Here is a 23,824-nt window from a genome sequence, read left to right as displayed (position 1 = left end):
TTTTCTCTTCCGGCAATGGACGGCGCTGATGGGTGCCGTCGTTGCCCTCGACACCCTGCTCAACGAGCGGCGGGTCTGGAAAGGCCAGCCCGGCACGCAGCCGGCCGGCAGCGACCAGCCCACGGGCCTCGACGCCCTGGACCGGGTCCTGCCCGGCGGTGGCTGGCCCGAGGCCGCCCTCAGCGAAATCCTTGTGGCGGCCACGGGCCTGGGTGAACTGCGCCTGCTTTGGCCGACCCTGGCGCGCCTCACTGCCAGTGCCGAGCGGGTGGTGCTGGTGGCGCCGCCACACATCCCTTATCCACAGGCCTGGCAGGCGGCCGGCGTGGACCTGCGCTGGCTGGCGCTGGTGGAGGCCAGCGGCCGTGACGCCCTCTGGGCCGCCGAGCAGTGCCTGCGTTCCGGCAGCTGCGGCGCGGTGCTCTGCTGGCCGCAGCAGGCCGATGACCGCGCCCTGCGCCGGTTGCAGGTGGCCGCGGAAACCGGCCAGACCCTGGCTTTCGCCTACCGTCCGCTGGAGGCCGCCCTCAATCCTTCGCCGGCGGCTCTGCGCATCGCCGTCGATGGCCAGCCGGCGCAGCTGCGGGTGCTCAAGTGCCGGGGCGGCCTGGCGCCGGCCGCGCCCATCGCCCTGGCCCGGTAGCCGCCATGCGCTGGGCCTGCATATTGCTGCCGCAGTTGGCGCTGGATGGCGTGCTGCGTGCTCACCCCGACCCCGAGGCGCCCCTGGCGCTGGTCAGCGGCACGCCCCAGCGCCGCGTGCTGCGCGCCCTCAATCCGGCGGCCAAGGCCCTGGGCCTGCGCCCCGGCCAGTCGCTGAGTGCCGCCCACGCCCTGACCCGTGACTTCGCCCTGGTGGAACACGACCCCGCGCAGATCGAGCGTTGGGAACAGCTGCTGGCGGCCTGGGCCTATGGCTTCAGCTCTCAGGTCAGCCTGCGTTATCCGCGCTGCCTGCTGCTGGAGGTGGAATCCAGCTTCGCCCTGTTCGGTCCCTGGCCACGTTTCGAGGCGCGGCTGCGGCGGGAGCTGGCGGCCCTGGGCTTTCGCCACCGCATAGTCGCCGCGCCCAACCCGGTGGCGGCGCGGATGCTCGCCAATGCCTGCGACGGCCTGGCGGTCACGAGCCAGGAGGAGCTGCGCGATGCCCTGGGGCGGCTGCCGGTGGACCGCGCCGGGCTGGATCGGGACGCCGCCACCGCCTTCGTGCGCATGGGCCTGCGCAACCTCGGCCAGGTGCTGGCGCTGCCTCGGGACACACTGGCCCGGCGCTTCCCGGCAGAGGTGCTGCGGCACCTCGACAGCCTGCTCGGCGAGCGGCCGCTGGCCCTGGAGTGCTATCGCCCGCCGGACGAGTTCGACCTGCGCATCGAGCTGAATTTCGAGGTCGAATCCCACCAGGCGCTGCTCTTTCCCCTGCGTCGCCTGACCGCCGACCTGGCGGCCTTCCTCGCCAGCCGCGACAGCGGCGTGCAGCGCTTCAGCCTGCACCTGGAGCACCGCGACCTCGCCGACACGCTGGTGCCGGTGGGCCTGCTCAGCGCCGAGCGCGAGGCGGCCATGCTCTTCGAGCTGGCTCGCGGCCGGCTCGAACAATTGCAGGTACCGGCGCCGGTGCGCGCGTTCCGCCTGCAGGCGCGGGACCTGCCGGCCTTCGTGCCGGAGCGCCGCGAGCTGTTCGACGAACGCCCGCAACAATCCCTGCCCTGGGAGCAACTGCGCGAACGCCTGCGCGCCCGCCTGGGGGATGCCGCCGTACACGGCCTCGCCGCCCGCGCCGACCACCGACCCGAACGCGCCTGGCAACTGGATGGCGCGAGCCCATCGCCCCCGCTGCCGTCCGGCGCGACGCGCCCTGGCTGGCTGCTGCGCGAGCCGCTGGTGCTGCGCGACGGCAGCGTGCGCATCCTCGCCGGCCCCGAGCGCATCGAGTCCGGCTGGTGGGACGGCGCCGACCTGCGCCGTGACTACTACCTGGTGCAGACCCGTTGCGGCCAGCGTGGCTGGGCCTTTCGCGCGGTGGGCGGTGAGGGGCCGTTGCTGTTGCACGGCTGGTTCGCATGAGCGACTACGCCGAGCTGCATTGCCTGTCCAACTTCAGCTTCCAGCGTGGGGCCTCCAGTGCCGAGGAGCTGTTCCGCCGGGCCTTTGAGCACGGTTACCAGGCACTGGCGATCACCGATGAATGCACCCTGGCCGGTATCGTCCGCGCCTGGCAGGCCTCGAAGGAGGCCGGGCTGCCCCTGGTGATCGGCAGCGAGATGCGCGTGGAGGGCGGTCCCAAGCTGGTGCTGCTGGTGGAGAACCTGGTCGGCTACCAGCATCTCTGCGGCCTCATCACCCGGGCCCGGCGCCGGGCGAAGAAGGGCGAGTACCGCCTGCTGCGCGAGGACCTGGACGAACCCACCGACGGCCTGCTGGCCCTCTGGGTGCCCGACTCCGAGGGCGAGTCCGGCGACGGTTCCTGGTTGCGCCAGTGCTTCCCCGAGCGCCTGTGGCTGGCGCTGGAGCTGCACCGGGGGCCGGACGACAGCGGCCGCCTGGCGCGCCTCCTGGCCCTGGCCGAGAGCCTGGGCATCCCCGCGGTGGCCACCGGCGATGTGCACATGCACGCCCGTGGTCGCCGCGCCCTGCAGGACTGCATGACCGCGGTGCGTCACCACTGCACCCTGGCCGAGGCCGGGCACCGGCTGTTCCCCAATGGCGAGCGCCACCTGCGCCGCCGCGAGCTGCTGGCCAGTTTCTACCCCGCCGAACTGCTCGCCGAGTCGGTACGCATCGCCCGCCGCTGTGGCTTCGACCTGGGCCAGCTGCGCTACCAGTACCCCCGCGAGCTGGTGCCGGCAGGCCATAGCCCCAGCACCTGGCTGCGCCATGAAACCGAGCGGGGATTGCGCGAGCGCTGGCCCGACGCGGTGCCGGAGAAGGCGCGGAGCCTGGTGGAGAAGGAGCTCGCGCTGATCGCCGAGCTGGGCTACGAGAGCTACTTCCTCACGGTGCACGACATCGTTCGGTTCGCCCGTCGCCAGCACATCCTCTGCCAGGGGCGCGGTTCGGCGGCCAACTCGGTGGTCTGCTTCGCCCTCGGGATCACCGAGCTGAACCCCTGCAACGGCACCGAACTGCTGTTCGAGCGCTTCATGTCCAGGGAGCGCAACGAGCCGCCGGACATAGACGTCGACTTCGAGCATGAGCGCCGCGAAGAGGTCATCCAGTACGTGTTCCAGCGCTACGGACGGCACCGGGCGGCACTCACCGCCGTGGTCAGCACCTATCACGGCGCCGGCGCCATCCGGGATGTGGCCAAGGCCATCGGCCTGCCGCCGGACCAGGTCAACGCCCTGGCCGACTGCTGCGGCGGCTGGAGCGATTCGGCGCCCAAGGCCGAGCGCCTGCAAGAGGTGGGCTTCGACCCGGAGAGCCCGGTGCTGCGCCGGGTGCTGGCGCTGACCAATGAGCTGATCGGTTTTCCCCGGCACCTGTCGCAGCACCCCGGCGGCTTCGTGATTTCCGAGGCGCCCCTGGACAGCCTGGTGCCGGTGGAGAACGCCAGCATGGCCGAGCGCACCGTGATCCAGTGGGACAAGGACGACCTCGACCTGGTGGGTCTGCTCAAGGTGGATGTACTGGCCCTGGGGATGCTCAGCGCGCTACGCCGCTGCTTCGACCTGATCGAGCGCTATCGCGGTACCCGCTGGACCCTGGCGAGCCTGCCGGAAGGGGACCCGGCCACCTACGAGATGATCAGCCGCGCCGACTCCATCGGCGTGTTCCAGATCGAGTCGCGGGCGCAGATGTCCATGCTGCCGCGCCTCAAGCCCAGGACCTTCTACGACCTGGTGATCCAGGTGGCCATCGTTCGTCCGGGGCCCATCCAGGGCAACATGGTCCACCCCTACCTGCGCCGGCGTAACAAGGAAGAGCCGGTGACCTACCCGAAGAAAGAACTCGTTCCGGTGTTCCAGCGCACCTTGGGCGTGCCGCTGTTCCAGGAGCAGGTGATGCAACTGGCCATGGTCGCCGCCGACTACAGCCCCGGCGAGGCGGACGAATTGCGCCGTTCCATGGCCGCCTGGAAGCGCCACGGCGGGCTGGAGCACCACCGCCAGCGGCTGACCTCGCGGATGCTCGCCAAGGGCTATGAGCAGGCGTTCATCGAGCAGATCTTCGAGCAGATCAAGGGCTTCGGCAGCTACGGCTTCCCCGAGTCCCACGCCGCCAGTTTCGCCCTGCTCACCTACGCCAGTTGCTGGCTGAAATGCCACGAGCCGGCGGCCTTCGCCTGTGCCCTGATCAACAGCTGGCCCATGGGCTTCTACAGCCCCGACCAGGTCCTGCAGGACGCCCGCCGACATGGCATCGAGGTGCGCCCGGTGGATGTCCGGCATTCCGCCTGGGACTGTTCCCTGGAGCCCGTGGGGCAGGGGAGCGAGTTGGCCATCCGCCTGGGGTTGCGCCTGGTGCGCGGCTTCCGCGAGGACGATGCCCGGCACATCGAGGCGGCTTTGCAGGTCGCGCCCTTTGCCAGCGTCACCGACCTCGTCCAGCGCGCCCGCCTGGATGCCCGTGCCCGCGACCTGCTGGCCGATTCCGGCGCCCTGCGTGGCCTGGCCGGGCACCGCCACCGGGCGCGCTGGGCGGTGGCCGGGGTCGAGGTGCAGGCGCCGCTGTTCGCCGACTTGCCGGAACGCGGCGAAGTCCAGGTAGACCTGCCGCTGCCCAGCGTGGGCGAGGATATGTTCACCGACTACGCCACCCTGGGCACGACCCTCGGCCCACACCCGATGACTTTGTTGCGCGGCGCCCTGGCTAAACGGCGCTGCCGCAGTTCGCGGGAGCTGCCGGGCGTGGAGCACGGCCGACAGGTCAGCGTCGCCGGCCTGGTGGTGGGGCGGCAGCGGCCACAGACCGCCAGCGGGGTGATCTTCGTCACCCTGGAAGACGAGCACGGCATGGTCAACGTGGTGGTCTGGCACGACCTGGCCGAACGTCAGCGTCGCATCCTGGTGGGCTCGAAACTGCTGCAGGTGGACGGCCGCCTGGAATCGGTGGATGGCGTACGCCACCTGATCGCCCGCCGCCTGCACGACCTCACGCCGCTGCTCGCCGGCCTGGATGTGAAAAGCCGGGATTTCCACTGATCCGGGACTGCGGCCAGGCCCTGCGGGCTGATCAGGGGCGTAGAACGTAGGATGGGTTGAGCGCAGCGATACCCATGCTGTTCGTTAGGGGCGATGGGTATCGCTGCGCTCAACCACATCCTTGTATCTCTCCAGGGCAATGAGGTTAGCTACCTTGATGCCCAAGGCCGGGAAAGCCGTTCCCATCCTGAGAGCCTGACTCTGTTTCGTAGATTGTGCTCCCGGCCCACTTCTCCAACTCCTGAATGGTATCCAAGCCCCTCCAGCGGAGTGAGGCTGTATGAACAAGGCAAGGATCGAGAGATGGCGGTTATTGGAATCGATGTCAGCAAGCAAAAGCTCGACTGTCTGTGGCTACGCGACCCGGAAAGTCTGAAGGTCAAAACCAAGGTATTTACCAATCAAGTGGACGACTTCGCCGCGTTGGTTGATTGGTGTTGCACGCACACCGGAGCCACAGCCGGGGAACTGAAGGTGTTCCTTGAGGCCACCGGGGTCTATCACGAATCCTTGGCGTATTACCTGCACGAGCGCGGCGTTCAAGTCTTTGTCCTGAACCCGGCGCAGGTCCGCGACTATGCGCGCAGCCAGGGCATTCGTGGTAAGACGGACAAACAAGACAGCCTGGTGCTCGCCCGTTTTGGCGCAACCCAGAAGGCCCGGCGCTGGTTGCCGGAAGCGCGGGAAATCCGCGAGCTGAAAGCGATGATCGTGCGCTATGAGGCGCTGCAAGAGGACCTTCAGCGCGAACTGAACCGGCGGGAAAAGGCCGAGGTCAGTCAGGCCAGCCTCAGCGTAATGGCCTCCATCGATACGATGCTCAGTGCGTTGCGCCAGGAAGCCGAGCGCCTGAAACAAGAGATCGACGATCACATCGACCGGCACGACCAGCTCAAACGCAACCGACAGCTGCTGCAGAGCATCCAGGGCATCGGGGATGTCCTCTCCCGTCATCTGCTGGCGTTTCTGCACAGCCGCGACTTTGGCACTGCCCGACAATGCGCGGCTTTTGCGGGCCTGGTGCCACGACCTTGGGACTCCGGCTCATCGGTGAAGGGCAAACCTCGTTTGACCAAGGCGGGGCAGCCTCGACTGCGGGCCAAGCTCTACATGGCCGCGATTGTCGCCAAGCAGTACAACCCCACGGTTAGAGCGCTTTACCAACGTCTACTGGCGCGGGGAAAAGCCAAGATGAGCGCCCTGGGTGCCGCCATGCGCAAGCTGTTGCAGATTGCCTATGGCGTGCTCAAGACGCAGACACCCTATCAGCCGCAACCGACCTGATAGGGTCGGTTGCATCTGATCGGAGAGATGGTATCTACAAATCTCATCCCGATAGCGAGGTATCGAGTTCAAATGCATTCGCCCGCGCAAGATTCTTCCGCTAATACCGGATCGATTGGGGAAGATAGCTGCAGGATGTCCGCTTTTCCCTGTGGGAGCGCTTTCACTCGTGAAAGCATTCGCTCCCAAGGGAAAAGCGGTTGGTCAGTGCGGAGTGGCCGGAGCGCCCTTCACCTTGTGCCGCCGGAACGAGCGGGAAGAGTGGGGCGGCGAAGGCCGGCTGTGATGGTGGTGGTGATGGTGAGAGATCCTCAGCATGGCCCACAGCAGCGCGACCGCTGCCAGCAGCCAACCCAGGATCATCAAGGCTATGAAGATTTCTGGACCCATTGCAAACCGCCTCTGGCGCCAAAGTGGAGGGCGCACGACCAGAGTCTAGCCGGACCAGTGTGACGACTGCTCGACGCAGAACGCCTTTGGTCGGCTGGCAGGCGGAAATCGGACGGGGTGTCGCTTATCCACACGCCTCCCCCATGTTGCGCCGGGATTTGTCGGTGGGCGCATTGCGGTACTGCTCCGTCCAGAACTGGCACTTGGCGTCGTTCAGCCGGCGCTGTTCCTCCAGCCGCTCGAGGCGCTCGTTGTCCGCACGCTGGGTGGCGTTGTAGCGCTCCTCGTACTGCTGCAGGCGCTGTTCATCCAGGCCCGCGCCCGGGTTTGGCGGCACCGGGGCCGGTGCGGGGGCCGGCTGGGCCGGGGCGGGCGGCGGGACGGCCACCTGGGCGACCGGGGCCTCGGCATCCGCCATGTAGAGCCGGTAGCCGAGGTAGCTGGTGAGGCTGATGGCGAGGAAGCCGAGCCACACCCCCAGGGCGACGCTGAGGGTCAGGACCAGGGGATTGAAACTGATGCGCAGGATGCGGCGTGGGCGGGTCATGAAGCCTCCGGAGCGGTGGGCGGCCACTTCAGTGTACCTCCAGCACCTCGAAGGTCTGCTGGCTGTTGCCGATGGTGAGCGTCACCTCGGCGCCCTCGGCCTTGCCCAGCAACGCCTGGCCCAGGGGCGAGCGCGGGCTGATCACGGTGATCTCCTCGCCTTCGTCCAGCACCTTCAGGCCGGCGGCCTCGGGGCCGAGGAACAGGCGTTGCTCGCTGCCATCCTCGGCGGCCAGCAGCACCAGGGCGCTGAGCCCGATACCCTGGGCCGGATCGAAGGCGCGCAGCCGCAGGTTCTCGAACAGCCCCAGGGCCTGCTTGATCTCGGCGGCGCGGCGGGCCTGCCCAGTGGCCAGGTAGGAGGCCTCCAGGCCGAGGGTGTCGTACTTGTTCTCGGCGATGTTCTGCTCGTCGGTCGCGGCCTCGTAGGCGGCCTGGGCCGCGCGTTGCAGCAGCTGCAGGTCAGCGGCGAGGCTGTCGAGGATCAGGCGGTGGATGCGGGCTTTGTCCATGGGAAGGGTGCGGTCGAAGGGCTGGGCGAAGCATTCTAGGGGGCTTGCCGCGTGGCTGGGAAATGCCTTGGAACAAGTGGGCCGGCAACTTGTGCACAGAGTTGGCGCAGAAGTACGTTCGTGCCAGCTTGCGGGGTGCCCCTGAACACGTACTTTCGTGCCATTCGTCGCTGCCTGCAACGCCCGCGCAACACAGGCTCCAGCCGCATTTCAAGGGTAAATGCCCCGCAACGGGGCGAGAGGGGCCTTGACAGTTGCAAGTTGTGCACAGTTGCGAAGCAGCCAGGCAAACCGCTGCCGAAAAGCCCCGTAAGCGCTTGATTCTCAGTGGTGATTTCGTAAGTACATGAAATATAAGGATTTTTGTAATTGGTGAAAAAATCGTCAGTTTGAGCGCAGGCCACGACCCACAAGCATTTCGTGACGTTTCGAGCATCTTCTGCACAGAGTTATCCACAGCTTCTGTGGATTGTCCCGAGCAGTTGCTCTAGATCGCGTTCTTTGGCAATTGCAAGACTTTACCTGCCAGGAAAAAGGAGTAGAGTTGCGCGCCTTTCCGGCCACTTGCCCTTTTTCATGAAGTATCGCGTCCCCGCCAGTTCCCTCGTCGCCCAGCAAACCCTGCCGACCCGTGTTGCCGTCTGGCTGCTCGACAGCCCGCGCCTGGGGCAGGCACCGAGCGTCAAGCGGTTCGCCGGCAAGCTGCTCAAGCAGCCCGCCCGCGAAGGCGTGGTGGTGGCGCAGAGCCGCCTGGGGCAGATGCTCTGCCGCGACTGCGGCAACCAGCGCGACCGCCGCATCGGCCTGGACATGCTGCGCCAGGCCGCACGCGCCGGCGATCGCCGCGCCCAGCTGGAACTTGGCCGGCTGTGCAGCCAGCCGCGCATCAACGAGATGGAACAGGCCCGTCACTGGCTGGAACAGGCCGCCGCCCAAGGCTCCCACGAAGCCAAACGCCTGCTCGCGCGACTGCCTCTGCAACCCTGATCGCGCCGCCCGCCGCTGGGTATACTGCCCAGCATTCCAGCGCGGAGCCGCTCATGCCCATCGATATCCCCAACCTGTTGCTCGGCTTGTTCGCCGCGGCCGTGCCCCTGCTGGGCCTGGCCTGGCAACAGCAGCGCAGGCTCACCGCCCTGCAGACCGAACACGCACTTCTTGAAGAACGCCTGGCGACCGCCCAGTTGGCCCAGGACGGCCTGGCGGTGCAACTGGACGACAGCCGCGAGGAAAACCGCGAGCTCGGCCACCTCAACGCCGCCCAGCAGGCCGAACTGGCGGCCCTGCGCCGCGAGGCAGAGTTACTCGGCGTCGAGCGCCAGAGCGCCCGCGAGGCCTTGCTGGCCTGGAACCAGGAGCGCGAGCGCAAGGATGTCGAACTGCGCCGCCTGGACGCCGACCGCGCGGGCCTGGAGGCCGAGCTGCGGGAGCAGCGCGAAGCCCACGAACAGCGCCTGGGCGACCTGCAGGCGGCCCGTGACGACCTGCGTGCGCAGTTCGCCGAACTGGCCGGGAAGATCTTCGACGAGCGCGAACAGCGCTTCGCCGAAACCAGCCAGCAACGCCTCGGCCAATTGCTCGATCCCCTCAAGGAGCGCATCCAGGCCTTCGAGAAGCGCGTGGAAGAGAGCTATCAACAGGAAGCCCGCGAACGCTTCTCCCTGGGCAAGGAACTGGAGCGCCTGCAGCAGCTCAACCAGCGCCTGGGCGATGAGGCCACCAACCTCACCCGCGCCCTGAAGGGCCAGAAGACCCAGGGCAACTGGGGCGAGCTGGTACTGGAACGGGTGCTGGAGCACGCCGGCCTGGAGAAGGGCCGCGAATACCAGACCCAGGTCAGCCTCAAGAGCGCCGAGGGCGAGCGCTTCCAGCCCGACGTGCTGATCCAGCTGCCGGGCGACAAGCAAGTGGTGGTGGACGCCAAGGTCAGCCTGACCGCTTACCAGGCACTGATCGCCGCCGAAGACGAGAACGCCCGCAGCCAGGCCCTGAAGCAGCACGTGCTGTCACTGCGCAGTCACCTCAAGGGCCTCTCGGTCAAGGACTACCAGCGCCTGGAAGGCCTGCACAGCCTGGACTTCGTGCTGCTCTTCGTGCCCATCGAAGCCGCCTTCGCCGCCGCCCTGCAGGCCGACCCCAGCCTGTTCCAGGAAGCCTTCGAGCAGCACATCGTGATCGTCAGCCCGACCACCCTTCTGGCCACCCTGCGGGTGATCGACAGCCTCTGGCGCCAGGAGCGGCAGAGCCAGAACGCACGCGAGATCGCCGAGCGCGCCGGGGCGCTGTACGACAAGTTCGTCGCCTTCGTCCAGGACCTGGACGAGATGGGCAGCCGCCTGCAACAGCTGGACAAGGCCTACTCCAATGCCCGCAACAAGCTGGTGGAAGGACGAGGCAACCTGATCAGCCGGGTGGAGAACCTCAAGCTGCTCGGCGCCCGAGCCAGCAAGAGCCTGCCCAACGACCTGCTGGAACGCGCGGCGGGGCTGCCCCTGCTGGACGAACAGTTCGAGGGCTGAGCCGCCGCCGGCTTGGCGAAGGAGTGGGTTCAGATCATCAGCAGCGCCACGCTACCGGCCACCAGGCCGCCGGCGATGAAGGGCAGGGTGCGCAGCGCCAGGCCCTTGCCGCCGATCACCACGATCAACCCGGCCTTCACCAGGCTATTGCTGAGCACCGCGAGGAAGATGCCGCGCACGGCCACCTCCGCACCCAGTTCGCCGTTGGCGCCACGGGCGAGGGAGAGGGTGATGGCGTCCACGTCGGTCAGCCCCGACAGCAGCGACACCAGGTAGACGCCGACATCCCCCAGGTAGCGCCGCGCCGCCTCCACCAGCAGCAGGATCAGCGCCAGCAGCGCGGCGAAACGCAGGGCCGGGCCGAGTTCGAAGGGGTTCTTCAGCGGCGGCTCGGCATTGGGCGATTCGGCGTTGGCCGCGACACGCCAGTAGAAAAACGCACCGGCGGCGTAGACCAGCGCGGCGATACCCAGGGGCACCCCCAGGCGCGGCAGCAGGTCGGGGTTCACCAGGCCGACTTCCAGCAGCACGCGGGGAAACATCAGCGCCGAAGTGGCCAGCAGGCCCGCCGCCAGCAGCGGGCGCAGGGCGCGGTGCTCCTGCAGGTGGGAGAGGGTGATGGTCATGGCCGTGGACGACACCGTGCCGCCCAGCAGGGCGGTGAGCAGCAGGCCGCGCTGGGTGCCCACCAGGCGGATGGCGAAGTAGGCGGCGAAACCCAGGGCGGCGATCAGCACCACCATCCACCAGGTGGCGTAGGGGTTGAACACCTCCCAGGGGCCGAAGCCACGGTTGGGCAGGATCGGCAGCAGCACCACCGAGATGAACAGCAGCTTGAGGGCGGCCAGCAGCTCTTCTTCGTTGAGCCGTTTCAGCGCGCTGTTCAGGGTGTCCTTCAGGCTCAGCAACAGGGCCACCACCACGGCGCCGGCGCCCGCGAGCACATGGTGGCCGGCCACCGCCAGGCTGCCCAGGAGGAAGGTGAGCAGCAGCGCCAGTTCGGTGGACAGGCCGAGGTCGCCGATATAGATCAGCTCGCCGAAGTAGGAGGCGATCACCAGCACCGCGAAGCAGGCGAAGATCACCACCCAGGCGGCCATGCCGAACCGTTCTCCGAGGAAGGTGGCGAACCCGCCGAGCAGCCCGGTGAGGCCGAAGGAGCGAATGCCCGCCACCATCCGCAACGCTTCGGTGTTGCGTTCGCGCCAACCGCGTTCGGCGCCGATCAAGAGGCCGGCGGCCAGGGCGATGGCGAAATCGATCAGGACTTCCGTGGTGTCGGGCATGGGGCTTCCTTTCGGTAGGAATGGAAGCAGTCTAGCCCGCACCTGGGTCGCTCGCGGCGGTGCGCACGGCGCACCCTACAGGAGCGCACCAGCGCTACGATCGGGGCGTGCCCCTCAGCCGGCCAGCGCGGTCCGCCGTCCCCGCTCCAGGCGCACGCTGGCGAGCAGCAGCAGGCCGGCGACGAAGTAGCTGCCGGTGATCAGCATGGCCAGCCGGTGGTCGCCGCCGGACAGCCAGCTGGCCAGGCCGTAGGTCATGGGGCCGAGGATGGCGGAGAGCTTCACCGCCTGGCCCCAGAGGCCGAAGAACTCCGCCAGCCGCGTGGGCGGGGCGAGCAGGCCGACGATGGCGCGCCCGGCCGACTGGCTGGCGCCCATGCACAGGCCGGCGATGTTCGCCGCTACCCAGAACAGCTCCGGGCCGCTGGCGAACCACATCAGCGCCACCATGGCCAGCCAGCCCATCAAGGTCAGCGCCAGGGTGGCGCGGTGGCCGATGCGGTCCTGCAGCCAGCCGAACAGCACGGCGCCGATGGAGGCGGTGATATTGACCACGAAGATCAGCAGCAGGGTGTCCTGGGTGGTGAAGCCCATCACCTGGGCTGCATAGATGGCGGCCAGGCTGATCACCGCCGAGATGCCCGCCTGGTAGCAGACGGTGCAGGCTAGAAAGCGCAGCAGGTCGCGGTAGCGCCCGGCCTCGCGCAAGGTCTGTCTGAAGCGTTGCCAGGCCCCGCCAGCCGCGGCCGGTTGCGGTTTGCTGCGTTCCTTGAGGAAGAGGAAGGTCGGCGTGCTGGCCAGGGCGAAGAGCAGCGCGGTTATGACCACGCACACCGGCACGAACTGCGCCGCCGTCTGCCCCTGGCCCTGGGCCCAGCTGACGTAGGCCAGGCAGGCTCCCAGGCTGACCAGCCCACCGATGTAGCCCAGGCCCCAGCCCCAGCCGGAGACCCGTCCCATGGCGTCGTCACGGGCGAGCTCCGGGAGGAAGGCGGCGATCAGGTTCTCGCCGGTGCCGAAGCAGAAGTTCGACAGCACCACGAACAGCACCGCCAGCGCCAGGCTGCCCGGCCCGGCCAGGGCCAGGGCGGCGGTGAAGATCACGCAGCCCAGGGTGCTGAACAGCAGCAGGCGTTTCTTGCTGGCGGTGGCGTCGGCGTGGGCGCCGATCAGCGGCGCGGTGAGTATCACCAGGGCGTAGGAAACGGCGAGGGTGCTGGTCCAGGCCAGGGTGCCCCAGGGTTTCCCCTCGGCCACCACTGCGACGAAGTAGGCGTTGAAGACGGCGGTGATGATCACCGTGGTGTAGCCGGAATTGGCGAAGTCGAACATCGCCCAGGCCCAGATTTCCCGGCGTGTCACACCGGTGGTGAGGCTGGATCGCATGGCGCTTTTCCCCCTGTCGAGCGTCCCGGAGAGCCTAGCCCGGTAGCCGCCATACCGCGACCGGGATAGCCGATTGGATGTTTTTCGACCAATAGCCGTCGGCTATCCGACTGATCGACTAACGTGAGTTGCCTAGTTGGAATTTTTTAATATTATGGTCGACATCTAAAGCAATCCCCAGCAGGAGAACTCCATGCGCTACACGACTTTCGGCCGCCGTACCGGCCTTCGCGTTTCCGAACTTGCCCTGGGCACCGGTAACTTCGGCACAGGTTGGGGGCACGGCGCCGAGCGGGATGAAGCGCGGAAGATCTTCGACGGCTATGTGGAGGCCGGCGGCAATTTCTTCGACACCGCCAATGGCTACCAGGCCGGCCAGGCCGAAGTGCTGTTGGGCGAGTTCATCGCCAGCCAGCGCGACGATTTCGTCATCGCCACGAAGTACAGCTTCGGCACCACCCCGGCCGACGGCATCGCCCGCACTGGCAACAACCGCAAGAACCTGGTCCGCGCCGTGGAAGAGAGCCTCAAGCGGCTGAAGACCGACCACATCGACCTGCTCTGGGCCCACATCAGCGACGGCATGACGCCGATGGAGGAGATCCTGCGCGGCTTCGACGACCTGGTCAGCGCCGGCAAGATCCATTACGCCGGCCTGTCCAACTTCCCGGCCTGGCGCATCGCCCGCGCCGACCTCCTGGCCGAGCTGCGCGGCTGGGCGCCCCTGGTGGGCATCCAGGTGGAGTACAGCCTGGCCGAGCGCACCGCCGACCGCGAGCTGCTGCCCATGGCCGAGGCCCTCGGCCTGGCTGTCACCCAGTGGTCGCCGCTGGGTGGGGGCTTCCTCACCGGCAAGTACCGCGCCGGCAACGACGATTCCCGCGCCACCAAGCTGGGCATGCTGGTGCATGCCGAGAAGAGCGCCCGGGAAACCGCGATCCTCGATGCGCTGTTCGCCGTGGCCGCCGAGCTGGACGCCACGCCCACCCAGGTGGCCATCGCCTGGCTGCTGCACAAGGCGCGTGCTGCTTCCACCGCGCTGATCCCGATCCTCGGCTCGCGCACCCGTGAACAGTTCGACGCGACTCTCGGCGCCCTCGAGGTGCGGCTCAGCGACGAGCAGTTCGCCCGCCTGAGCGCCGCCAGCGCCGTGGAGCTGGGCGTGCCCCATCTGCAGGCCGCCGAGATGCTGCCGGCGTTGTCCGGTGGTCGCGATATCCGCCTGCCCATCGTTCCGGTCATCTGAGGGGGAGTCAGTCATGAAAGCTGTGCGATTCCACCAGACCGGCGGGCCGGAGCAACTGGTCTACGAAGACGTGCCCACCCCACAACCGGGACCGGGCGAGGTGCTGTTGCGGGTCGAGGCGGTGGGGGTGAACTACGCCGATGTGATGCGCCGCCGTGGTGACAACTATCCACAGGAAAGCCCGTTGCCCTTCACCCTCGGCTACGAGATCGCCGGTGTGGTGGAGGCCCTGGGGGAAGGCGTGAGCAGCCCCGAGGTGGGGGCGCGGGTGTTCGCCGCCTCTGGCGGTGGTGGATACGCCGAGTACGCGGTGGCCCCGGCCGCCGGGCTGGTGCCGCTGCCGCCGGGCCTGTCGGCCGAGCAGATGACCGCGCTGTTCGTCCAGGGCATCACCGCCCTGCGCAGCCTGAAGGATGCCGCGCGCCTGCAGCCCGGCGAGAGCATCCTGGTGGAAGGCGCGGCCGGTGGGGTCGGTTCGCTGATCGTGCAGCTGGCGAAAGCCCTGGGTGCGGGGAAGGTGATCGCCGCCGCCAGTACCCCGGAAAAACGCCAGTTGGCCCTGGACCTGGGCGCCGACGCCGCGGTGGACTACACCGTGCCGGGGTGGGAAGAAGGGGTGCGCTTGCTGACTGATGGCAAGGGCGTCGACGTGGTGATGGAGATGGTCGGCGGCGACGTGTTGCCGGCCGCGCTGAAGAGCCTCGCAGACTTCGGCCGCATGGTGGTATTCGGCGGTGCCGGCAGCCACCTGAGCCAGCTGGACAGCGGCGACCTGGTGTTCTCCAACCGCAGCATCCAGGGCTTCACCATCACCCAGTACTTCGAGCGCCCGGACATTCTCGGCGAGACGCTGGGCGAGCTGATCGGCCTGGTGCTGGGCGGTCGCCTGCAGCTGCAGATCGGCCAGGTGCTGCCGTTGTCGCAGGCGGCCGAAGCACACCGGCTGCTGGAGTCGCGCCAGACCTCCGGGAAGATCGTGCTGAAGCCGGGTCTGTAGGAGCGAATTCATTCGCGAAAGGAGCGCATCGCGCTCCCCCCTGGTCAGGCAGGACGGCGGCCTGCTTCGCGATTGAAATCGCTCCTACAGGTTGCGAACGAGCGGGTGTACCCGCTCAGCTAGCCAGTTCCTCGGCGTGGGTCTGCACCACCCGGTAGCAGGGCACGTAGGCCGCGCCACCCGGGAGTTTCATGCGGTGCTGCTGGACGAAGGCCTTGAGCAGCTTGTCCAGGGGCTGCATCACTGCGGCGTCGCCGTGGATCTCGTAGGGGCCGTGTTCCTCGATCAGGCGGATGCCCTTGTCCTTGACGTTGCCGGCGACTATGCCGGAGAAGGCCCGGCGCAGGTTGGCGGCGAGCTCGTGGGGCGGCAGCTTGTGGCTGAGGTCGAGGTTGGCCATGTTGGCGTGGGTGGGTTCGAAGGGATGCTGGAAGCGCTCGTCGATCTTCAGCAGCCAGTTGAAGTGGAAGGCGTCGTTGCGCTCGCGGCGGAACTGCTTGACCTGCTTCAGGCCCTGGGCCATCTCGATGGCCACCGCTTCCGGGTCGTCGATGATGATGGTGTAGCGTTCCTGCGCTGCCGCGCCCAGGGTGGCGCCGACGAAGTCGTTGAGCTGCTGCAGGTAGGCGGAGGCGCTCTTCGGTCCGGTGAGCACCAGGGGGAAGGGCACGTCCTGGTTGTCCGGGTGCATCAGGATGCCCAGCAGGTAGAGGAACTCTTCCGCCGTGCCGGCGCCGCCCGGGAAGATGATGATGCCGTGGCCGACGCGGACGAAGGCCTCCAGGCGCTTCTCGATGTCGGGCAGTATCACCAGTTCGTTGACGATGGGGTTGGGCGCCTCGGCGGCGATGATGCCGGGCTCGGTCAGGCCCAGGTAGCGGCCACCGTGGGTGCGCTGCTTGGCGTGGCCGATGGTGGCGCCCTTCATCGGGCCCTTCATCACGCCCGGCCCGCAGCCGGTGCAGATGTCCAGGTGGCGCAGGCCGAGCTCGTGGCCGACCTTCTTGGTGTACTTGTATTCCTCGTCGCTGATGGAGTGGCCGCCCCAGCACACCACGATCTTCGGCTCCACGCCGGCACGCAGGGCGCGTGCGTTGCGCAGCAGGTGGAAGACGTAGTCGGTGAGGCCTTCGGAAGAGTCGAGATCGATGCGCCGGCTGCCCAGCTCGTTCTCGGTGTAGACGATGTCGCGCAGGGCGCTGAACAGCATCTCGCGGGTGCTGGCGATCATCTCGCCATCGACGAAGGCGTCGGCCGGGGCGTTGATCAGCTCCAGGCGCACGCCACGGTCCTGCTGGTGGATGCGGACTTCGAAGTCCTTGTAGGCGTCGAGGATGGTCTTGGCGTTGTCGCTATGGGCGCCGGTATTGAGGATGGCCAGGGCGCACTGGCGGAACAGCTGGTACATGCTGCCGGAGCCGGCTTCGCTGAGCAGATGCACTTCGACTTGGGAGAGGGTTTCCAGGCTGCCCTTGGGGCTGACCTGGGCATTGATGACCTTTCTTCTGGGCATTCGAGTATTCCTTGCAACGATGCCTCGGAGCCGGGAAGGCCCAGGGGCGGAATGCGGAGCGCCGTTGTCCATGGCGCGGTCGGGCGGTAGTGCTCGTTATCTGCTCACGGTGAGGTTACAGATCGTGTTGCGGGAGACGCTTGTGGTCATGCTCCAGCGTAATAGCGAGATTAATGCCTGTCTGACAAGGACTTTTTGGGGGAGGTTCAGCTCACCGGAGGGTTGGACAGCCGTCCGGCCGTCCAACCCGCGCGTCACTTGCGCGCTTCCAGGATCAGGTTGAAGGGGGTTTCCGTGGCGCGGCGGAACTGGGTGAAGCCGGCTTCCTCGAACACCTTGCGCAGGCGCGCCTCGCCGGCCTGGGCGCCGAGGCCCAGGCCCACTTCCTGGGACAGGGAGTTGGGGGTGCAGATGAAGGTCGAGGCCGAGTAGAACAGACGGCCCACCGGGGTCATGTTGTCGTCCAGGTGGTCGTTGGCGAAGGGTTCCACCAGCAGCACGCTGCCGTCCGCCTTCAAGCTCTGGTAGGCGTGGCGGGCGGCACCCACCGGGTCGCCCATGTCGTGCAGGCAGTCGAAGTAGCAGATCAGGTCGAAGTCCGCGCCGGGGTAGTCCTTGGCGCTGGCCTGGGCGAAGCTGGCGCGATCCGCCACGCCGCCTTCGCGGGCGCGCTGGGTGGCGGTTTCGATGGACGGTGCGTGGTAGTCGTAGCCGATGAAGCGCGAGGCCGGAAAGGCCTGGGCGAGGATCACCGTGGACGCGCCGTGGCCGCAACCGACGTCGGCGACCTTGGCGCCGGCCTTGAGCTTGTCCACCACACCGGACAGCGCCGGCAGCCACTCGTCCACCAGGTGCGCGCGGTAGCCGGGGCGGAAGAAGCGTTCGGTGCCGCTGAACATGCAGGGATGGTGATCGCCCCAGGGCAGGCCGCCATCACCGCGCATGGCCTTCACCACCTTGTCCTTGTCGTGGAACAGCGCGGCGATCACCGAGGCGCCGCCCGCCACGTACACCGGCGAGTCTTCCACCGCCAGGGCCAGCGCCTGTTCTTCGGGCAGGCGGAAACGGCCGTTGTCGTGCTCCATGTAGCCGGAGGCAGCGTGGGCGCTCAGCCATTCGCGCAGCAGGCGCGCATTGCAGCCGGTGCGTTCGGCCAGCTCTTGCGGGCTGACCGGCTGGCTGTCGGCCATGGCGCGATACAGGCCGAGTTCGTCGCCGAGAATGATGTTGGCGAGCATGGCCGCGCCGCCCATGTCGCTCACCAGCTTGCCCATGAAGTCATTCAGCTTGGATTCGTCCATTGCCTCTCCTCCCCTGTCGAAGGGAGCGTTCGACTGGCCGGGGCGACAGCGCAATGCGGCGGCGGGAAACGGCGGGGGTAGCGAGGGAAGGAGCCGCGTCGAACGAGTCGTGTGGAGCAGGCGAGGCTCCTTCCTTGTCCCGCAATCGCAGGACACTTTTTAGTGTAGTGCCGGGTGCAGGTCAGCCATGGGCTGAACGGGCGCAGCCGATAAGCGGTGAAATCACAGAGCCTGTTCACGGTCTTGCGAGCTAGAGCCATGCAAGAAAAAAACAGGCGAGGAAGCGGAGTTTACGAGTGCTAAATGAGCATTCCGAGCCTGTTTTTGACGCAGCAGGGCCGACGCGCAGCTGATCGTGAACAGGCTCTCAGGCGTAGACGCTGATTCCGCCCCTGGCCTGCAGCCAGTCGCGATAGGTGGCCAGGGAGTCGGTCTGCTGCTCGCCGTTGTAACCGATGAAGCCGGTGCTCTTGTCCAGGCCGAGGTCGATCAGCTTCTGCACCTTGTCCTTGAGCGCCAGGGCGTCTTCGCGGTCCAGCTCCGCCACGTCGGGCAGCTCGATGGTGTCGCTGCCGGAGGTTTGTCCGCTGTCGGCAACCGGGCTGGCGCTGGCCACCTCGCCGCCGCCGTTCATGGCGCGCAGCAGGCCGCCGCGTCCCTGCTCGACCAGCGCGTTGGCGAAGCGGCGAATCTCGGCGATCGGGTCCTGGGGGGCGGACTCGGTGTTCTCCGGCTTGCCCTGGGTAGTGGCGGCCTGGGGCTTTGCGGCCAGGCCGAGGTAGCTGGCCAGGGGCGAGCTGATGGAAATGCTGTTCATGGAGTTCCCTCTGCATCAGGTGCAGCCGGGTAGAGCAGGATTCGCGCCAGGTCGCCGCAAGCCCATGGTTGCCGGGCCTGGCCGGGAATGGCCGGCACGCCGGGCGGCAGCGGATTGCCGATGCGGGCAAGGGGCTGCCGCCGGTGGACCGTCGGTCCGTGGCCCTTGAGCGTGCGCCGGCTCGCCAGCATAGTTGGCGGCATGACCTCGAACCGATCATCCCACCACGCCGCGCTGGAGGGATTCCATCCCGCCGTCGCGGCCTGGTTCGACAGCCGCTTCGCCGCGCCCACCGAGGCCCAGGCCCTGGCCTGGTCCAGGCTGCGCGCGGGCGCCAGCACCCTGGTGGCGGCGCCCACCGGCTCGGGCAAGACCCTCACCGCCTTCCTCTGCGCCATCGACGAGCTGGTGCAGGAAGGGCTCGCCCAGGGCGGCCTGCCGGATCGCTGCACGGTGGTCTACGTGTCGCCGCTGAAGGCGCTGTCCAACGACATCCGCATCAACCTCGAAGAGCCGCTGGCGGGTATTCGCGCCGAGCTGGCGCGCCTGGGCCTGGCGGATGTGGATATCCGCACCGCCGTGCGTACCGGCGATACGCCCCAGGCCGAGCGCGACGCCATGCGCAAGCGCCCGCCGCACATCCTGGTGACCACCCCGGAATCCCTCTACATCCTGCTCGGCTCGGACTCCGGCCGGGCCATGCTCGGCGGCTGCCGCAGCCTGATCATCGACGAGATCCACGCCATCGCCGGGAGCAAGCGCGGCAGCCACCTGATGCTCAGTGCCGAGCGCCTGGAGGCCCTGTGCGGCCAGCCCTTGCAGCGCATCGGCCTGTCCGCCACACAGAAGCCCATCAAGCGCGTGGCGGCCTTCCTCATGGGCCGGGAGCGCCCGGCCTGCGAGGTGGTGGACGTGGGCTACAGCCGGGCGCGCGACCTCGCCATCGAGGTGCCGCCGACGCCCCTGGAGGCGGTGCTTGGCAACGATGCCTGGGAGCAGGTCTACGACCGCCTGGCCGAGCTGGTGGCCGCGCACCGCACCACCCTGGTCTTCGTCAACACCCGGCGCCTGGCCGAGCGCGCCAGCCGGCATCTCTCCGAGCGCCTGGGCAATGCCGCAGTGGCCGCCCACCACGGCAGCCTGGCGCGGGAGCTGCGTCTGGACGCCGAGCAGCGCCTCAAGCGCGGCGAACTCAAGGTGCTGGTGGCCACCGCCTCCCTGGAGCTGGGGATCGACATCGGCGACGTGGAACTGGTCTGCCAGCTCGGCTCGCCGCGCAGCATCGCGGCCTTCCTGCAGCGGGTCGGGCGCTCCGGCCACAGTGTCGGCGGCACCCCCAAGGGACGGCTGTTCCCGCAATCGCGGGACGACCTGATCGAATGCGCGGCGCTGCTGGACTGCGTGCACCGTGGCGAGCTGGACGCCCTGCGGATTCCCCTGGCGCCGCTGGATGTGCTGGCGCAGCAGATGGTGGCCGAAGTGGCCTGCCGGGAGTGGGGCGAGGACGAGCTGTTCCGCTTGCTGACCCGCGCCATGCCCTACATGGACCTGGCGCGGGACGCCTTCGACGCCCTGGTGAAGATGCTCTCCGAGGGCTACAACGGCCGCCAGGGCGTGCGCGGCGCCTACCTGCACCGTGACGCGGTGCACCGCCGCCTGCGCGGCCGCCGTGCCGCGCGCCTGACCGCCATCACCTCCGGCGGCGCCATTCCGGAAACCGCCGACTACGCCGTGCTGCTGGAGCCCCAGGGCATGTCGGTGGGCAGCGTGCACGAGGACTTCGCGGTGGAGAGCCTGGCCGGCGACGTGTTCCAGCTGGGCAACCAGTCCTACCGCATCCTGCGCATCGAGCCGGGGCGGGTACGGGTGGAGGACGCCAAGGGCCAGCCGCCGAACATTCCCTTCTGGCTGGGCGAGGCGCCGGGACGCACCGACGAACTGTCGGCGGGGGTGGCGCGGTTGCGCGAGCGGGTGGAAGGGTGGTTGGAGACGTCCGAGCTGACGGACGCTACCCTCACCCCCGGCCCCACTGGGCTCGCCACATCCATGTGGCTCGGCCTTCGGCCAGCTGAAGCTGCCCAAATCGGCAATCCTGCCGATTTGTCCAAAGGGAGAGGGGAGGGAATCGAGCGAGCGATTCGGGGGGTGTGCGATGAGCTCGGTATCAGCGAAGCGGCGGCGCGGCAGATAGTCGAGTACCTGGCGCGGGCACGGGCCTCCCTGGGGGCGCTGCCGACCCAGGGGCGGCTGGTGATGGAGCGCTTCTTCGACGAATCCGGCGGCATGCAGCTGATCATCCATTCGCCCTTCGGCAGCCGCCTCAACCGTGCCTGGGGCCTGGCGCTGCGCAAGCGTTTCTGCCGCAGCTTCAATTTCGAATTGCAGGCGGCGGCCACCGAGGATGCGCTGATCCTCTCGCTGTCCACCAGCCACAGCTTCCCGCTGGAGGAGGTCTGGCGCTACCTCCATTCGGGTAGCGCCGAGCACATCCTGATCCAGGCGGTGCTCGACGCGCCGCTGTTCGGCGTGCGCTGGCGCTGGAACGCCTCCGCCGCCCTGGCCCTGCCGCGCTATTCCGGCGGGCGCAAGGTGGCGCCGCAGATCCAGCGGATGCGCAGCGAAGACCTGCTGGCCAGCGTGTTCCCCGACCAGGTGGCCTGCCAGGAGAACCTGGTGGGCGAGCGCGAGATTCCCGACCATCCGTTGGTAGCCCAGACCCTCGACGACTGCCTGCACGACGCCATGGATACCGAGGGCTGGCTGGCCCTGCTGCGGCGCATGGAGCGCGGCGAAGTGCAATTGCTGGCCCGCGACCTGCCGGCGCCATCGTCCCTGGCGGCGGAGATTCTCGGCGCGCGGCCCTACGCCTTCCTCGACGACGCGCCACTGGAGGAACGCCGCACCCAGGCCGTGCAGCAACGCCGCTGGAGTGATCCGGAGTCGGCCGACGATCTCGGCGCCCTGGACCCGGAGGCCATCGCCGCCGTGGCCGAGGAGGCCTGGCCCCTGGTGCGCGATGCCGACGAGATGCACGAAGCGCTGCTGACCTTGGCTTGCATCACGGCGTCGGAAGCCGAGGCCAACACGGGCTGGTCGGCCTGGCTCGCGCAGTTGGCCAAGGCCCGTCGCGCCGCCTGCCTGCAGCTGGCTGGCAAGCCGGTGCTGTGGCTGGCGGCCGAGCGCCTGGCGCTGTTCCAGGCGCTTTATCCACAGGCGACGCTGAAACCGGTCATAACCGCGCCCGAGGGCTTCGACGCCGCGTGGGAGGCGGAAGCCGCCCTGGTGGAGGTGGTACGCGGTCGGCTGGGCGGGTTCGGCCCCTTGACCCTGGCGCGCCTGGCCGCCGATCTGCATCAGCCCCCGTCGACCTTGGCTATGGCCCTGGCCCGCCTGGAGGGCGAGGGCCATGTACTGCGTGGGCGCTTCAGCCCGACGGCGACGGAAGAGGAGTGGTGCGAGCGCCATCTGCTGGCGCGCATCCACCGCTATACGGTCAAGCGCCTGCGCCGCGAGATCGAGCCGGTGGAACCCGCCGATTTCATGCGTTTCCTGTTCGACTGGCAGCGCGTCGCCGCCGATACCCAGGTGCGCGGCGCCGAGGCCCTGGCCGGCGTGCTGGGGCAGCTGGAAGGCTTCGAGGCGGCGGCCGCCGCCTGGGAGAGCGAGATACTTCCGAGCCGGGTGGCCGACTACGGCATCAACTGGCTGGACGACCTGTGCCGTGCCGGCCGGGTGGTCTGGTGCCGTCTCGGCGGGCGCGGCAAGGCGGTGGTGGGGCCGGTGCGCGGCACGCCCATCCTGCTGCTGCCACGCAAGAGCCTGGCGCTGTGGCGGGCCTGCCTGCAGGAAGCGCCGCCCGCCGAACCCTCACCCCGCGCCGAGCGGGTGCGCCAGGTGCTGGCCAGCCAGGGCGCGTTGTTCTTCGACGAACTGATGGACGAGGCCCACCTGTTGCGCAGCGAGCTGGAGGATTGCCTGGGCGAGCTGGTCGCCCTGGGGCTGGCCAATGCCGACAGTTTCGCCGGCCTGCGTTCCCTGCTGCTGCCGGCGGCGCGGCGCAGCCGCCACGACCGCCGCGCTCGCCTGGCCCTGGCCAATATGCAGGACGCCGGGCGCTGGGCGTTGCTGCGCGGCAGGGCGGAGGAGGGCGGCAAGCTGCCCGCCGAGGCCCTGGAACACGTCGCGCGCACCCTGCTGCGACGCTACGGCGTGGTGTGCTGGCGCCTGCTGGAACGGGAGGCCAACTGGCTGCCCCCCTGGCGCGACCTGCTGCGGGTGTACCACCGCCTGGAAGCACGGGGCGAGATTCGCGGTGGTCGCTTCGTCGCCGGTGTCTCCGGCGAACAGTTCGCCCTGGCGGAGGCCGTGGGACTGCTGCGGGACGTGCGCAAGCACCCGCAGGCCGGCAGCCTGGTGAGCCTGTCTGCCTGCGATCCGCTGAACCTGCTGGGCACCTTGCTCAATGGTGCCAAGGTGCCGGCGCTGGCGGGCAACCGCCTGTTGTTCAGGGACGGGGTGCCGGTGGCGAGCCTGGTGGCGGGCAAGGTCAACCTGCTGCAAGACGTCGATCCGGCCACCGCCAATGAATGGCGCGCGGCGCTGATCCGGCAGCCGGCGGCAACGCCCCTGGGGCAGCAGTCGAGAAGGGCGCGGATGCCGCTTTGATCAAGGCCCGGATGAAATCCGGGAGTGACGTGCTACATGCGAAATTATTCGCTGTGTCGGGCAACGGGCCTTTCGGCCCTTCGCGAATGAATTCGCTCCTACAAGGCGTATCGCCGTCGTAAGCGCTTGAAACCGCTCAGAAATTGACCCAACCCCGGTAGCCCGCGCCACACATGGCGCCTGGCCATCTCCCGACAGCTTATCCACAGCTTCATCCACTG

At 68.3% G+C, this 23,824-nt stretch carries 16 protein-coding genes; 9 read left to right on the top strand and 7 right to left on the bottom strand.

The genetic code is table 11. The features are described 5' to 3' along the window. Window positions 1-28: 28 nt before the first annotated feature. The 4 genes from imuA to PCA10_RS21785 all read left to right on the top strand — a co-directional run bounded on the left by imuA (window position 29) and on the right by PCA10_RS21785 (window position 6,425). On the top strand, window positions 29-643 hold the full coding sequence (gene imuA / locus PCA10_RS21800; RefSeq protein ID WP_016494253.1) for a translesion DNA synthesis-associated protein ImuA: 615 nt from the start codon (window positions 29-31) through the stop codon (window positions 641-643). Between the two features lie 5 nt (window positions 644-648). Then, window positions 649-2,064 carry a Y-family DNA polymerase gene (locus PCA10_RS21795; RefSeq protein ID WP_016494252.1) on the top strand — a complete coding sequence of 472 codons (1,416 nt, stop codon included), beginning with the start codon at window positions 649-651 and terminating at the stop codon, window positions 2,062-2,064. Next, a complete protein-coding gene (locus PCA10_RS21790; RefSeq protein WP_016494251.1) occupies window positions 2,061-5,141 on the top strand; it encodes an error-prone DNA polymerase in 3,081 nt (1,026 codons plus the stop codon). Before PCA10_RS21795 ends, PCA10_RS21790 begins: the two co-directional genes overlap by 4 nt. Before the next feature lie 303 nt (window positions 5,142-5,444). Next, on the top strand, window positions 5,445-6,425 hold the full coding sequence (locus PCA10_RS21785) for an IS110 family RNA-guided transposase (RefSeq protein WP_016492035.1): 981 nt from the start codon (window positions 5,445-5,447) through the stop codon (window positions 6,423-6,425). Window positions 6,426-6,939: 514 nt separating this feature from the next. On the opposite strand, the gene PCA10_RS21780 is transcribed toward PCA10_RS21785, so the two are convergent. Beyond that, complete coding sequence (locus PCA10_RS21780; protein ID WP_041770914.1) at window positions 6,940-7,362, bottom strand: hypothetical protein; 423 nt, start codon at window positions 7,360-7,362, stop codon at window positions 6,940-6,942. Between the two features lie 28 nt (window positions 7,363-7,390). Beyond that, window positions 7,391-7,873 carry a GreA/GreB family elongation factor gene (locus tag PCA10_RS21775; RefSeq protein WP_016494249.1) on the bottom strand — a complete coding sequence of 161 codons (483 nt, stop codon included), beginning with the start codon at window positions 7,871-7,873 and terminating at the stop codon, window positions 7,391-7,393. Window positions 7,874-8,449: 576 nt separating this feature from the next. Here PCA10_RS21775 and PCA10_RS21770 point away from each other — a divergent pair. Together PCA10_RS21770 and PCA10_RS21765 are read left to right on the top strand one after the other, a co-directional pair. Next, a complete protein-coding gene (locus PCA10_RS21770) occupies window positions 8,450-8,860 on the top strand; it encodes a tetratricopeptide repeat protein (protein WP_016494248.1) in 411 nt (136 codons plus the stop codon). Between the two features lie 53 nt (window positions 8,861-8,913). Beyond that, window positions 8,914-10,392, top strand: coding sequence for a DNA recombination protein RmuC (locus PCA10_RS21765; RefSeq protein ID WP_016494247.1), 1,479 nt, complete (start codon window positions 8,914-8,916; stop codon window positions 10,390-10,392). A 29-nt stretch (window positions 10,393-10,421) separates the two neighbouring features. Here the strand turns inward: PCA10_RS21765 and PCA10_RS21760 are convergent, their stop codons facing one another. Beyond that, window positions 10,422-11,678 carry an MgtC/SapB family protein gene (locus PCA10_RS21760; RefSeq protein WP_016494246.1) on the bottom strand — a complete coding sequence of 419 codons (1,257 nt, stop codon included), beginning with the start codon at window positions 11,676-11,678 and terminating at the stop codon, window positions 10,422-10,424. A gap of 114 nt (window positions 11,679-11,792) precedes the next feature. Continuing rightward, window positions 11,793-13,064: an MFS transporter gene (locus PCA10_RS21755; RefSeq protein ID WP_016494245.1), complete on the bottom strand. Its 1,272-nt coding sequence runs from the start codon at window positions 13,062-13,064 to the stop codon at window positions 11,793-11,795. Window positions 13,065-13,257: 193 nt separating this feature from the next. Between PCA10_RS21755 and PCA10_RS21750 the strand changes: the two genes are divergently transcribed. Next, window positions 13,258-14,310 (top strand): aldo/keto reductase, encoded by a 1,053-nt coding sequence (locus PCA10_RS21750; protein ID WP_016494244.1) that lies wholly within the window; start codon window positions 13,258-13,260, stop codon window positions 14,308-14,310. Window positions 14,311-14,323: 13 nt separating this feature from the next. After that, the gene (locus PCA10_RS21745) at window positions 14,324-15,307 is read left to right on the top strand and encodes a quinone oxidoreductase family protein (protein ID WP_016494243.1); all 984 of its coding nucleotides are present in this window, start codon (window positions 14,324-14,326) and stop codon (window positions 15,305-15,307) included. 115 nt (window positions 15,308-15,422) lie between these two features. On the opposite strand, the gene ppnN is transcribed toward PCA10_RS21745, so the two are convergent. From ppnN to PCA10_RS21730, 3 genes are all read right to left on the bottom strand, one after another. Further along, complete coding sequence (gene ppnN, locus PCA10_RS21740; RefSeq protein ID WP_016494242.1) at window positions 15,423-16,820, bottom strand: nucleotide 5'-monophosphate nucleosidase PpnN; 1,398 nt, start codon at window positions 16,818-16,820, stop codon at window positions 15,423-15,425. Between the two features lie 254 nt (window positions 16,821-17,074). Then, entirely contained in the window at window positions 17,075-18,121 is a 1,047-nt protein-coding gene (locus PCA10_RS21735) for a class I SAM-dependent methyltransferase (RefSeq protein WP_016494241.1), read from the bottom strand. A 367-nt stretch (window positions 18,122-18,488) separates the two neighbouring features. Next, a complete protein-coding gene (locus PCA10_RS21730) occupies window positions 18,489-18,938 on the bottom strand; it encodes a hypothetical protein (RefSeq protein WP_016494240.1) in 450 nt (149 codons plus the stop codon). A gap of 201 nt (window positions 18,939-19,139) precedes the next feature. Between PCA10_RS21730 and PCA10_RS21725 the strand changes: the two genes are divergently transcribed. Beyond that, window positions 19,140-23,603, top strand: coding sequence for a DEAD/DEAH box helicase (locus tag PCA10_RS21725; RefSeq protein WP_016494239.1), 4,464 nt, complete (start codon window positions 19,140-19,142; stop codon window positions 23,601-23,603). Window positions 23,604-23,824: the final 221 nt, after the last annotated feature.

It is taken from the genome of Pseudomonas resinovorans NBRC 106553 (assembly GCF_000412695.1).
Taxonomy (GTDB): domain Bacteria; phylum Pseudomonadota; class Gammaproteobacteria; order Pseudomonadales; family Pseudomonadaceae; genus Metapseudomonas; species Metapseudomonas resinovorans_A.
Note: the sequence above shows the minus strand (reverse complement) of the source record. Positions and strands in the feature narration are given on the sequence as shown.

Coding starts and splice junctions, on each gene's coding strand:
- ppnN (WP_016494242.1), bottom strand. CDS start 16,820: ATGCCCAGAAGAAAGGTCATCAATGCCCAGGTCAGCCCCAAGGGCAGC.
- PCA10_RS21770 (WP_016494248.1), top strand. CDS start 8,450: ATGAAGTATCGCGTCCCCGCCAGTTCCCTCGTCGCCCAGCAAACCCTG.
- PCA10_RS21725 (WP_016494239.1), top strand. CDS start 19,140: ATGACCTCGAACCGATCATCCCACCACGCCGCGCTGGAGGGATTCCAT.
- PCA10_RS21795 (WP_016494252.1), top strand. CDS start 649: ATGCGCTGGGCCTGCATATTGCTGCCGCAGTTGGCGCTGGATGGCGTG.
- PCA10_RS21785 (WP_016492035.1), top strand. CDS start 5,445: ATGGCGGTTATTGGAATCGATGTCAGCAAGCAAAAGCTCGACTGTCTG.
- PCA10_RS21730 (WP_016494240.1), bottom strand. CDS start 18,938: ATGAACAGCATTTCCATCAGCTCGCCCCTGGCCAGCTACCTCGGCCTG.
- PCA10_RS21735 (WP_016494241.1), bottom strand. CDS start 18,121: ATGGACGAATCCAAGCTGAATGACTTCATGGGCAAGCTGGTGAGCGAC.
- PCA10_RS21755 (WP_016494245.1), bottom strand. CDS start 13,064: ATGCGATCCAGCCTCACCACCGGTGTGACACGCCGGGAAATCTGGGCC.
- PCA10_RS21775 (WP_016494249.1), bottom strand. CDS start 7,873: ATGGACAAAGCCCGCATCCACCGCCTGATCCTCGACAGCCTCGCCGCT.
- PCA10_RS21780 (WP_041770914.1), bottom strand. CDS start 7,362: ATGACCCGCCCACGCCGCATCCTGCGCATCAGTTTCAATCCCCTGGTC.
- PCA10_RS21750 (WP_016494244.1), top strand. CDS start 13,258: ATGCGCTACACGACTTTCGGCCGCCGTACCGGCCTTCGCGTTTCCGAA.
- PCA10_RS21790 (WP_016494251.1), top strand. CDS start 2,061: ATGAGCGACTACGCCGAGCTGCATTGCCTGTCCAACTTCAGCTTCCAG.
- PCA10_RS21745 (WP_016494243.1), top strand. CDS start 14,324: ATGAAAGCTGTGCGATTCCACCAGACCGGCGGGCCGGAGCAACTGGTC.
- PCA10_RS21765 (WP_016494247.1), top strand. CDS start 8,914: ATGCCCATCGATATCCCCAACCTGTTGCTCGGCTTGTTCGCCGCGGCC.
- imuA (WP_016494253.1), top strand. CDS start 29: ATGGGTGCCGTCGTTGCCCTCGACACCCTGCTCAACGAGCGGCGGGTC.
- PCA10_RS21760 (WP_016494246.1), bottom strand. CDS start 11,678: ATGCCCGACACCACGGAAGTCCTGATCGATTTCGCCATCGCCCTGGCC.